Here is a 12,982-nt window from a genome sequence, read left to right on the forward strand (position 1 = left end):
GTCACCGACTCCAAGGGCAGCGTGCCGCACAACGGCACCACCTTCGACACCAGCGTCACAGTCATCGGCAAGGCCGGCCCCGGCCAGACCGTGCAGCTCTATGACGGCACCACCGCCGTCGCGCCCGTCACCAACGTCGATGCCAACGGCGACTGGAGCAAAACCTTCACCGGCCTCAGCGTTGCACCGCACAACATCAAGGCCAAGGCACTGTACGGGGCACAACCGGAGTCGGCGGTTCGTATCTTCACCGTCGCGGTAGCCTCGGCTCCATCAATCACCAATGTCACCGACTCCAAGGGCAGCGTGCCGCACAACGGCACCACCTTCGACACCAGCGTCACCGTCACCGGCAAGGCCAGCGCCGGCCTGACCGTGCAGCTCTATGACGGCGCCACCGCCGTCGCGCCAGTCACCAACGTCGATGCCAACGGTGACTGGAGCAAAACCTTCACCGGCCTCAGCGTTGCACCGCACAACATCAAAGCCAAGGCACTGTACGGGGCACAACCGGAGTCGGCGGTTCGTATCTTCACCGTCGCGGTAGCCTCGGCTCCATCCATTACCAATGTCACCGACTCCAAGGGCAGCGTGCCGCACAACGGCACCACCTTCGATACCAGCGTCACCGTCACCGGCAAGGCCAGCGCCGGCCAGACCGTGCAGCTCTACGACGGCGTCACCGCCGTCGCGCCCGTCACCAACGTCGATGCCAACGGCGACTGGAGCAAAACCTTCACCGGCCTCAGCGTCGCGCCGCACAACATCAAGGCCAGGGCACTGTACGGGGCGCAACCGGAGTCCGCAGTTCGCAGCTTTACTGTCGCCGTCGCCTCGGCTCCGTCCATCACCAACGTCACCGACTCCAAGGGCAGCGTGCCGCACAACGGCACCACCTTCGACACCAGCGTCACCATCACCGGCAAGGCCAGCCCAGGCCAGACCGTGCAGCTCTATGACGGCACCACCGCCGTCGCGCCCGTCACCGATGTCGATGCCAATGGCGACTGGAGCAAGACCTTCACCGGTCTGAGCGTCGCACCGCACAACATCAAGGCCAAGGCACTGTACGGGGCACAACCGGAGTCGGCGGTTCGTATCTTCACCGTCGCACAAACCGTGACCCCCACCATCACCAATGTCACCGACTCCAAGGGCAGCGTGCCGCACAACGGCACCACCTTCGACACCAGCGTCACAGTCATCGGCAAGGCCGGCCCCGGCCAGACCGTGCAGCTCTATGACGGCGCCACCGCCGTCGCGCCAGTCACCAACGTCGATGCCAACGGTGACTGGAGCAAAACCTTCACCGGCCTCAGCGTTGCACCGCACAACATCAAAGCCAGGGCACTGTACGGGGCGCAACCGGAGTCCGCAGTTCGCAGCTTTACTGTCGCCGTCGCCTCGGCTCCGTCCATCACCAACGTCACCGACTCCAAGGGCAGCGTGCCGCACAACGGCACCACCTTCGACACCAGCGTCACAGTCATCGGCAAGGCCGGCCCCGGCCAGACCGTGCAGCTCTATGACGGCGCCACCGCCGTCGCGCCCGTCACCAACGTCGATGCCAACGGCGACTGGAGCAAGACCTTCACCGGTCTGAGCGTCGCGCCGCACAACATCAAGGCCAAGGCACTGTACGGGGCACAACCGGAGTCGGCGGTTCGTATCTTCACCGTCGCAGTTCACACCGCTCCGTCGCTAGATTCAGTGAGAGATTCCCGTGGTGAACTGTCGAACAATGGTACGACCACAAACACTTCAGTCACGTTGCAAGGCCGGGTAACGCCTCTGCATGATGTCCGGATCTACGATGGCAGCACTCAAAAACACGTTGCAACGGCTCTTAATACAGGCATCTGGAATACCACACTGGCAGTAGGACTGGGTGGACATACCATCACCGCACGGGCTGTAACGACCGGACAAACGTCAAACGCACGAAGCTTCACTGTCATCTCGCCGATTCCGCCACTGAATTTCAATACCAGCCCAGTGACTTTGAGCGGCAAGATCTACCTGATTCCCGGCAGCCCGCAGATCCTTCCTGCTTTCGGTCCAGGCACCTCCGTTCATCATCAAGCGTCTGGAGGCCAACCCGGTTATCGGTATTCTTCCAATAACACCGCGGTGGCTCATGTTGATAGCGGCAACGGTCTGGTAACCGTAAGGGGAAGAGGTACAGCAAGCATTACAGTCACGGATGCCGCCAACCAGTCAAAGAGCTATACCGTAACCGTGACAGGCGTCATCCATTGCATAGGACTCGGTGGGGGAAACTGGACAGCCATGAGGAACAATGCTGCCAACAACGGCGCTCGATTACCCTCTCTGGGCGAGCTCAGAGAGATCTATAACCTTTATGGAAGCCGTTGGCCCATGGGGAATTATTATTACTGGTCAACCGATCTGGCGGCCTCAATTCCCATAGCCCGGTACTACATGAAAAACCTCGTCACCGGAACGGAAGCTCATGTTCAACATTACGGTGCCGCAAACGGGGTAGGCATAAAGTAAAACGGCTGCGATTGCAGAACGAAAAAAGCGCCTCATTGTTTATGAGGCGCTTTTGAAAGACTCAGCGACTTACCAGCTATACCGCACTCCCACATTCCCCCCCCAAGGCTGTTCGATATGCTCGCCATTGGCGTAATCCAGATCGACATGCACCTGCCATTTGTCCGACAACGCCACTGCCACACCCGTGCCGAACTCCGCCCTTGAACCCGAAAGGTCGTTGTTGAACACGTTGTCGTTGACTTTCACTTCATTGTTGTCAGCGAACTCATGGGCAATGGCTGCACGCACATAAGGTTGCGCAACAGCACCGTTGCCGATATCAAAATTGCGCCCGAACGTGGCGCCAGCCTTGCTCAGGAATGAACGGGCATGATCGCCATCAGCCTCCATGTCGTTGTCCAGGCTGAAGCGCTTGCCCTGGATCTGTGCTGCCGAAATCAGAACGAACGGCTCAATGAAGTAAGCGTTGCTCAACTTGATATGACGACCAATTTCCGCCGATGCGCTGACGCCCCAATTATCGTAATCGCCTTTGGCACGCGTGCCGTCGCTCAAACCGACCTTGGCCTCGTTGCGGAAACGGTTGAATTTCAGCACACCGTCAACGTAGTAACCGGTGTCGCGGTCCATCCACGTCGCGTAGGGCCCGAAGTAGTAACTCTTGACCGTGCCCGAGGTGCCGTGTTCAAGGTTCAGATCGGATTGACTGAAGCCCCCCATCACGCCCACCAGCACATCGCTGTCATTCACCCGGGCGTCGGCCCCGAGGGAAAGCCCTTGCTGGTTCTGCTTGTACGCCACACCGGATCTTCCGGAAACGTTGTACTGATTGCCATAAGTGCGTGCCCAGGCGCCCGACTTTCCACCGTTGAACCGCAACTCGCCCATGCGGCTGCGCAGTGAACTGGCTTCGCCGTACAACAGGGTAATCGGAGAGTTGAACAAGGCCAGTACCGCACTGGCGCCGGGGCTGATCACCTGGGTGGTCGGATCGAGGAACCACTCAGTGCCGCCCGTCCCACTTTGTCGTTGGGCCAAGTCATAGGACCAGGTACCGAGATCCACTCGTCCGCCCTTCAAAGCAAATTGCGCATCGCCAGCAGCCGTGTGCACCAGGGTCAGTTGCTGTGGATTCACTGCATCCAGGCCGGACGCCGCCACCAGCAAACCGAACTGCCCGGTCGCCACACCGGTAACGTTGAGGAAGTCATGCTGCCCAGTGGCAAAGTTGCCCTTCATCGCGAAAGTACTGGAACCATCCGGCGAGCCGGCCAGCGTACCGACGTTCAACTGGTAAAAGGTATTCGGCACATCCTGCGCACCAAAGCGAACCGTCCCGCCATTCATGGCAAGCGTTCCTACGGTGTCGTTGCCCGTCAGGGTCCAGATCGAACCACTGTTGACGGTCACACCATTGACCTTGTCGAGACGGCCGGTGAACTGCGAACTGTTCTGCAGAGTGACGTTGGCGGTCGAACCGTTTTCGACCAGCACATCGCCGGTCATGCGGCCTTGATCGAAGGTCAGGTTGCCGGTGCTGTTGCCGGCGATGTTGATGTTGCCCTGCAACTCGCTGTTGGCGACGGTCATGGCGGCGGTGGAGGCTCCCCGGACGTCGAGCAGGAGGTTGTTGCCGGCGAGCAATTGAGTGTTGTTGAGCACTCGGATATCAGCGTTCACCCCGGAATCAGCGAGAATCGCGGCTCCGCTTTGGCCTTCCACTCGTACATTGTTCAGCGTCAGCTTGGCACCGTCGCCGACACCTTCGCTGTCAGCGCGCAGCCGCGCGCCATTGGTGCCGCCGGTAAAACTGCCACCGGTGGCCGTGACATCGGCGCCGAAGGAGTTCAGACCGATCCCCCCCGCCCCGGTTGCAGTGACGTTGGTGTTGGTCAATACGCTCGTGCTGCCGCCACCGGTTTCAATTCCGGCCGTGACACCAGTGATACGGCTGTTGCTGATCGTAGCAGTCGAGCCCGTGGTAGTGCCGCTGGCCCGGTTGATGAGCATGCCCATGCTGTTTCCGGTCACAGTGACGTCATCCAGGGCACCACTGGCGTTGGTGATGTTCACCCCCGCGCTACTCAGACGTCCTGTATAGGTACCGCCCACGGCATTCAACGTAGCATTGTCTCGGACGAAGACCTCGAAAGTATTAGCGCCGTTGGTGTTCAACACACCGCCATCTCGCACCAGATAATTGTCGGTGGCAGTATTTTGATCGATGTTTGTGGTCTGCCCCGCTCCGATCGTGGTTAACGCAACCGCAATGGAGCTTGACAGCAGGGCAGGTGGGAATATCAGCCATACCAGTGATTTTCTGGTTTTCAAGGGGGGAAACAACTGTGGACAGGTTTTCATGGTAACGCCTTCCAAATTTTGAGCGGGGGTAAGCCCCTCATAGAGGGGCATCAGAAATTTGGGCGCAGACTACAAGGAGATAGCCGAGAGATATGTAGGATTAATCCTTAATTCGACGAGGATTTATCCCGCGATAGATAGAAGAAAAAAAGGCGGGAAATCTTCCCGCCTCTGATTCATCACTTTTACTTAGTCCCCGGGCAAAAGGTACCATTATTGTCGATCATGACAACCCTCTCCTTATGCCCATCGGAGCTGTGGGTTTTCCCTCCAATGTTTGTTGTATAAATGATTTCCCCTTCTCCGTCACCAATGGGTTTGAGTGCAGCCGAAAACGGAAGGTAAACTTCAAAGCCATTTATATGTTCCCCGTTCTGCAAAGTCTTCTGGAACAAATAGTCAGGAATGGCAGGATCACTCGGCAACCCTGGCGTACCTATCCATTTGAAGTCGAGAACCATACCATCCGCTAGAGACCCTCCCCCCGCCACTTTGACAATAGCCGCCTTACCTACGACCGGTATATCCCTCAGTGAGCTGCAGTCACAATATTTTTTACCCGCCGCATTGGTAAACAGGTGTTGAATGACTGGATCAGGCAAGTCAACCGGAAAAATATAAACATCAACCGGGGTGGGCGGCGACGGATTGCTGTTGCTACCGTTTTGAGTTGGATTGGTAATCTTGTATCGCGCTTCAAACTCACCGTTACCAGTCGCCTCGAAAATTTCCGACTTAAGCTTGAACGGGATTTTAAAAGCAGGATCTTCCGTCCCGAGCACTGCATAGCGCCCTTCCGGTGGCGGAACCAATACTTTATTCCAAAAAAGATTGACAAAGTCCCCAGCCTTGTAGCCGGCATAGATTGTCAAGTCAATATCGACAACAGTACCGACATCACCCTCAACCAGTTCGTTATCGGCTGTTGAACCTTTGACGACCAACTTGACCAGATTCGGATTACCCAATTCCGGATCAGGTTCAGGATTGACGGGCCCGGCGATAGTCAAGTCGACGTCTACCACTTGGCCCACCGTTTCGGGGTATTTATCCGTGCCTCGAACGATCTCATACGTCACATTGAATTGTTTCGGGCCGTCGCCTCCTGCAGCTATGTCCGCAAAGGGCACATCGACAACCACGGCAATGGTGCCATCTGTTGAAGCGGGACCCTGTACTATCCCGTTGATCGTTACTACGACCTTATCACCCGGCAAGCCGTCATTGAAGGTTGGAATGACTACTGCCACAGATGGCCAAGCGTCGTTTAAATAGATTACGCCATCATCTTCCCATTCGGGAATTTCTGGTGGTTGCAGCCCGCTGGGAGCCGGAGTCAATCTGATCGAAAACTTGGCGGGAGCTCCAGAAGGACCAATATTCCCCACACGATCTTCAGCTTTTAAATAAGCAATGAAATCACCCTGCCCTGCCAGGATAACGGTACTTTTTGGTACTTTGAATGTCGGCACCCGAGTAAAATCATCCGTAACCAAAAACGTACCTATCGCAACGCCAGGATCACTTTTTCCGTAATAGCACGTGAGTTTATCACCCGCTTTCACATCAGTCGGATTAACACTTGTCAGAGGGATACCGTCCAGTGCCTCCAGAATTTCTCGAGTCACCACACCTCCGACAATTGTCGGATCCGTTACAGGCTCAGGAAAGGGATTATTGTGATTAGGCGCATCAACATCGATAAAAAAAACAGATTCATCAGAAGTAACAGAGTTGCTGGCATAAAGTGTTTTATAGCTCATTCGAAATATACCGGGAGTCGCCGTTTCCGTTCCTGGCAAAGTCAAATTTAAAGTAGCAGGTGCAGGGATAGGAATCTCTTTAAATTCCGTGACAGGGATTAAATCTTTCATTAATGCGATAAATGTATCTCCCGGTTTTGCACCAGGGGGAACTTGCACATTTTCAACCGTCACATTGCAGTCAGCCCCCTGACGATCCGACTGCAGTTTCTTTATGTCATCGCCGGGAATGGCCGGTAATAAATTATCTACCTCGGGTGCCTGTCCCGCCCGCTCACTAATGGCCCTTCGCAAATCAGCCAGTTTATTCCGAGCAGCCTGTGCCAACGATAACTTTTGAGACTTTGTCATTGCTATTCTCCTTATCACTAGACGCGTCAGGTCATCTGCACCCACTGCCGACGATCAGGCAGATTCCGGACATGCACTTCGGTTTAACTAAAAAAGTCAGTTCTCTTCACAAATATCATTGGTTGGCGAGCAAATTTTGCCGCTGGGCATTGTTCGATTGATCACTACAAAGTCCGGACGGGATCGGCCTCGCCCACCATTACTTTTTTCCAGCCGGTAATACACGAGTGCGGAGCCGTTATTCACCATCGGCTCAATCAGTTTTGGGTAGTCTGTGACAACGATGTCGATGTCTGCGCCGGGCAGCAGCGAAACGAGATCCTTAACGATTTCGTCGTAAGCTCCCGCAATGGGGCTCGTACCGTTAGGCCCGGCACACCCCTGCCAGACAATCACAAGCCGGTCGCCTTGCTCGATTCGAGGGTCAGCCAACACTCGCACCCTCACCCCTTCCCAAAGTCGTGGCCGTGCACAACAGTTGAGTACGCCCTGTTTCCCCCCATCCGGAAACTCCGGCTCCTTGAGGTTCTCGATCAGGACAATATTCACCACGACAAAAGTCGGCAGCGACTCCTGCTCGTTGACGTCATTGCTGGTGATGTAGTGAACCGGCAATGCCGGATTCTGTTTGTCGGTATCGATAACGGACCACGGCACCTGAACCTCGATCTGTTTACCCGAGAAATCATCTGCCTTGACGTCGTAACGAACGACGGCTCCCGGAAAAAGGCCCCAGAAGAAATCAATCCAGTCACCGGGCTCGGGATCATCGAACAGTACGAACCGGACAGTCGCCGGAAAACCGTGGTCTTCAGACAACAAGGTGTTTTTGGTCTGAGACTTTTCCCCGTACACCTCCACCAGAGCGAGCTTTTCGTTGAGACGTGCCGGTGCCTTGTCGTGATCCTGCCCAGCCAGCGTCAAGTCGACCGGCACTGAAATGTCCGGCGAGGGCGGAGAGTAAATAGTGCCCTGGCGGATCCGGTAACTCACCTTCGCACGCAACGGCCCATCGCCGTTGGCATGCAACTTTGACCAGGGCACCGGTATTTTTTGTGGGAAATCGGAGGGGTCGACCGGGAACTCGTCGAGCGGCGTGCCATTCCAGTCAACCGCCGCCCAATGCTGGGAGTCGGCAAAATCGTATTCATCAATCAACACCCACAGCCGGTCACGGGCATGTTGACGATCCACCCGGCCTCTGGAGGACAACTCCACCCTTGGCGCCGGCAAGGCCCCCGGTGCCGGGGTCAGATCAACCATGATGTCCGCCAGATAAGAAATCGGTCCTTCATTCCCGGACCAATCCCTCAAGTAATAATAGAGGTAGCGTTTGCCCGAGCCCCAGGCACGGATTTCATCCGCGTACACCGTGATGCGCAGGCTTTTGGCAGCCACATCCTCAGCACTGAATTCCTGTTCGCGAATGGGCTTCTCGCTATCAGGCGGGTTTGGGTTATCAGTCCAGTAATACGCTGCCCGGTCTTTCGCCTCGGCGTCGGTGTACCAAGGCACAGTCACCCTGACCTCGCCTTCCTGCGCCAGAAAAGCTTCGGTAATCGTGCCCATCAACTCGGGCGGAAAAATGACGGCCAGGGGCTTGTTGCCAAAGTTGGGTTTGCGCGTGTCGATGGTCAGGGTTTTCCGGGCGCCCTCGTTGGGATTGCTGCCGTAGATTGAAACCCGGAGCGCAACCTCATAGACGCCAGCAACCAGCAGGTCTTTCGGCACCTTGAGGGTTTGCGGGAAGGATACGAGATCGCTGGTCGGGAACCAGCGTTCGTCGACCATTCTGAACTCGGTGCCTGTCGACATGAACCCCAGCTCGACCTGATCGGATTCGTTAGGGACAGGACCGCGTCCGAAGTCTCCAAACGAAACAACCAGATCCTTCCCCAGTGCCCTCAGAGGCAAAAGCCCACGTGGGTCATCGGGATCAAGGACGGCAGGGACATCCGGCTTATCGATCAGGGCACTGTCTGACGCGGTTTCATCGGCGGACAGAGGGTCGGCAGGGGTATCGCGCGTCGCCATTTGAAGCCTCCCTCGATTGAAGTTCTGCCCCGCGCTGCAGGTACGCCGGACCAATGGCTTCATTTAATGCCCCTGCCCGACAGGCTGCTACTGTCAGAAATTACAGGTTTTGCTACCGTCCGTCGGAGATTGGCTGCCACTGGCAACTCGGCAGAACGATATAAACTGAGCCGTTTAACAAACCGGATCACTACCTAATCCCCCCTCCTCCCCCGAAAACCGCTGCTCAAACCCAATACCCGCTACCTCATCGCCCCCGGCATCGACAGCGAAGAACTGCTGGCCGACGCCTGCGAAACCCTGACCTCGGCCAAGGTCATGGCCAATGACTTCGCCGGGTTGGTGGATGGCTCGCATCGGCATGTGCTGTTGGGGATTGCGCAGCTGATCATGCTGGGGGAGCTGGCGGTGAATCGCGTGCTGGATAATCTGGAGTTGAAAGCTGAGGCGCCCGCTGTAGCTTGATCGCCGACTGATCAAAGAAAAACCCGCCGCCCCGTTTGATCGGGACGGCGGGTTTTGTCGTTTCAGCGCTCAGGCCCTACCGTTCGTCTTAAACACATTCGCACCTGTAATTTCTGACAGTAGCCAACTACGCCACCTCACCGTTCAATGCCTCCATCGTCCCGCCATTCGATCGGAGTTTGCGCCATGACTGCCAACAGCCCCGCTGACTCATCACCGCTGGTGCTCAAGGAACTCGACGTTCCCGGCCGCACCGGCCCCGTTTCGCAAAATCCTGATGTCTGGGGGCTCAACATCGCGGCCGTGCAGGACAACTTTCCCAGACAGGGCTTGCTGTGCCGGGCCGGGCCGTGGGGGGTCATGAACGAGGGCGACAAGCTGGTAATTTCCCTGGATCGGGAGCCGGTACTCAACAAAACTGTCTTCGCTCATGAAGTGAACACCACGCTGTCGATGTTTGTGCCCTCCGCCCGTTTCAGTAACCGCTTGACCACCCTGTCCTACGCCGTCACCCGTCAGGGCGGAACACCCGAACCGTCCGAAGTCATGCAGGTAATTGTCAAGCTCACCCGCCCCGGCGGCCATGACAGCGACGGAGGCCCAGGCCACCCGGAACTTGAAATGACCATCCCCAAGGAGATTCTCGAGGGCGGCATCGACAAGAACAACGTTGCCGCCGGCGTGCCGATCACGATCGGCCCCTCTGACGACGGGACAGAGCCTTACCTCAACGCAGCGGCCGGCGACTGGATTCAGGTGACCTGGGGCGGGGTTTTCGTGCTCTACGGACCGCTGACCCAGGATCAGGCCGACGGTAAGGTGCCGGTTATCGTGCACATCACCGAGCAGGACATTCGCGATGCCGGGGACTCCGGGGATGCCGGTCTCGCCGTGGCCTTCGAGGTCTATGACGCTGTCGACAACCGCTCCGAAGACTGGAGTTACGAGCAACGCGTGGTGGTGGCCGTCGACGCCGACAGACTGGGTGCACCACTGTGCAAGGAAACGCTGAACAATGTGCTGGACGCCGACAAACTCGGGGATGCCGATGGCACGGCGCAGATCCTTGCCGTGGACGGCAGCAAGTTCAAGGTCGGTGACATCCCCATCGTCCGGCTCAAGGGGACACCGGTTGAAGGGCCGCCGATCGACATCGAGATCACCGGCCAGCCGCTGGTCAGTGTGCCAAACATCCCCGAGATCCCGATTCCCAATGCCGCACTACGGCAACTGGCCAAGACCCAGATCGGCTTGTCCTTTCGCCTGAAAAAGGCCGACGGTTCCGCCGACCTGATGTCCAAGACCCAGTTCATCAATGTCATTGGCGAGATCCAGCGCCTGCTGGCCCCGGTAGCCCTCGACCAATCGCAAGGTGCCCTCGATCCGGACCTGACACAGGCCCGCATCGCGATTCCATTCGACAAGTCCTTTGTTGCCGGCCAGGCGATCAAGCTGTTCTGGCTCGGCACACGGCCTGACCTGAGCACTTATTTACCCGACCTGCCGTTACGCCCGATTTCCGATGGCGATATCACGGCCGGCGTACCGTTGCGGATCAACGTCCCCGACCCTCATCTGAAACAGATCGAAGGGGGCAAGCTGGAACTGTATTACCACTTGCTGATCGAGGACGCGGTGCGGGGCACGATGAACCGCGTCAACGCCACCCATGCCATTCGTGAGTCGATCCATGCCGAGATCCTGAACGTCGGCAAACCGAGGAAAGAGCTGCCAGAACCGAAAGTGGAGGGCGTGGTTGACGGCGTATTGCCAGCGGACACGGCCGGCACCACGCTGACCGTGGAATACCTGAACACAGTCAAGGATGACGAGGTTTTCCGCGTCTGGAGTGGATCGAAAACCGGTCCGGACACTGACTCGGTCAAGCTGTCCTCGTTTACTGCCGGCCAACCGGTGCCGTTCACCATCAAGGCCGAACTGATCAAGGACAATGAGGGGGGGACGGTCGAGGCGTCCTATTACATCAAATGGGCGGATGGGCGGCCTACCAGTTATTCCGATGAGAAGACGTTCAGAGTGGGCGTGACGCTGGATCTGAAAGCCCCGAAAATCAAGGAAGCGCCGAACGACACCAGCCTGGTCCCGAATGCCGCGAAGGATGCCCTGACCGCTATCGTTGACTATGTCGGCATGGAGTTGCAGGACAAAATCATTGTCACCTTCACCGGTGCGGCGGGTACGCCGGCGGGAGGCTCACACACGGCGCCGGAAAAAATCGTCACCGTGCTCGGCCCGCAAGAGATTCCTCTGGCCAACAGCGTGGTGGCTTTCAACCTGAACAAAGCGGTGACGGTCAGCTACACAATGAAACGCGGGAGTGCGACACCGTTGCCTTCGGGCATCCGCACCCTGGCGGTACAGTCTCTGGCGCTGGATCTTTCCAACGTGCCGAAAATCCTTCAGGCCGCCAATGGCGGCGACGGGCCAGAGCTGGATCTGAGCCTGATCAAAACTGCCGCCACAATTCACGCTCCAAGGTGGGATCTGATTGCCTTGGGACAGTACGTATGGCTACGCCTCAAGGGCACATTGGCCAGTGGTGGTGACTACGAGAAAACGCTCTTCACGGCACCGACCTCTGTTACCAACCCAAACTGGGTCGCTCCCGGTGGTTATTACGATTACAACATCCTGGTTGCGGTCCTGAACGAGCTTCAAGGGCTCAAGGATGCCACGTCGTTGGTTGTCGAATTCAAGGCAGCCTTGGGAGGCAGCCCGAACGAAGCCGAGGCGGTGCCCTTTCCGCTGCGGACCTATATAGTCAAGGCAATTCCGGATGTAAAACCGGTCATCACCCGGGCGGAAGACTCCAAAGGTGTCGAAATCCCGCCCGGTGGCTACACCGTCGATACCAGCGTGACGCTCATCGGCACGGCCGCCCCCGGTCAAAAGGTCCAGCTGCTCGATGGCGCGACGCCCAATGGCCAACCCACAGCCGATCCGGTGACCGGGATCTGGGCGCTGACGGTGACCGGCCTGACAGCCGTGCTTCACAGTTTCACCGCCAAGGCGTTGTATGGAACAGGGGCGACCTCGGCTGCGCGGACCTTCACCGTGACCGCCGCCACGGCGCCGACCATCACCTCGGTGAAGGGCTCGCCGAGCAATGTGGAAATTCCCAATGCCGGCTTCACCGTTGAAACCAGCGTGATCCTGACCGGCGCCGCCGCCAAGGGCCAGAAGGTCGATGTGCTGCTGGGCACCGTGTCCAAAGGCCAGCCCGTCGCTGATCCGACGACCGGGATCTGGACGCTGACGGTGACCGGACTGACAGCCGTGCATCACAGCTTCACCGCCAAGGCGTTGTATGGAACAGGGGCGACCTCGGCTGCGCGGACCTTCACCGTAACCGCCGCCACCGCGCCGACCATCACCTCGGTCAAGTCGCCAAGCAATGTGGAAATTCCCAATGCCGGCTTCACCGTTGAAACCAGCGTGATCCTGACCGGCGCCGCCGCCAAGGGCCA

5 protein-coding genes and 1 pseudogene are annotated in these 12,982 nt (G+C 57.7%); 3 read left to right on the forward strand and 3 right to left on the reverse strand.

What is annotated here, in order from left to right; translation table 11 throughout:
• On the forward strand, positions 1 to 2,517 hold a 2,517-nt coding region (locus AC1Q9F_RS28230; protein ID WP_492634789.1), incomplete at its 5' end, for an immunoglobulin-like domain-containing protein.
• Positions 2,518 to 2,586: 69 nt separating this feature from the next.
• Here AC1Q9F_RS28230 and AC1Q9F_RS28235 read toward each other — a convergent pair.
• The 3 genes from AC1Q9F_RS28235 to AC1Q9F_RS28245 all read right to left on the reverse strand — a co-directional run bounded on the left by AC1Q9F_RS28235 (position 2,587) and on the right by AC1Q9F_RS28245 (position 9,029).
• Positions 2,587 to 4,932 (reverse strand): autotransporter outer membrane beta-barrel domain-containing protein, encoded by a 2,346-nt coding sequence (locus tag AC1Q9F_RS28235; protein ID WP_492621354.1) that lies wholly within the window; start codon positions 4,930 to 4,932, stop codon positions 2,587 to 2,589.
• 134 nt (positions 4,933 to 5,066) lie between these two features.
• Positions 5,067 to 6,995, reverse strand: a complete 1,929-nt coding sequence (locus AC1Q9F_RS28240; RefSeq protein WP_492621355.1) for a hypothetical protein — start codon at positions 6,993 to 6,995, stop codon at positions 5,067 to 5,069.
• Between the two features lie 96 nt (positions 6,996 to 7,091).
• Complete coding sequence (locus tag AC1Q9F_RS28245; RefSeq protein WP_492621356.1) at positions 7,092 to 9,029, reverse strand: hypothetical protein; 1,938 nt, start codon at positions 9,027 to 9,029, stop codon at positions 7,092 to 7,094.
• Between the two features lie 198 nt (positions 9,030 to 9,227).
• Between AC1Q9F_RS28245 and AC1Q9F_RS28250 the strand changes: the two are divergent.
• Together AC1Q9F_RS28250 and AC1Q9F_RS28255 are read left to right on the forward strand one after the other, a co-directional pair.
• A pseudogene (locus AC1Q9F_RS28250) lies at positions 9,228 to 9,494 on the forward strand (DUF6124 family protein); the annotation flags it as partial.
• Positions 9,495 to 9,680: 186 nt separating this feature from the next.
• Positions 9,681 to 12,982: Ig-like domain-containing protein (locus AC1Q9F_RS28255; protein WP_492634790.1), on the forward strand; the 3,302-nt coding region annotated here is incomplete at its 3' end.

The sequence above is a fragment of the Pseudomonas sp. GW823-FHT04A03 genome, assembly GCF_058796615.1.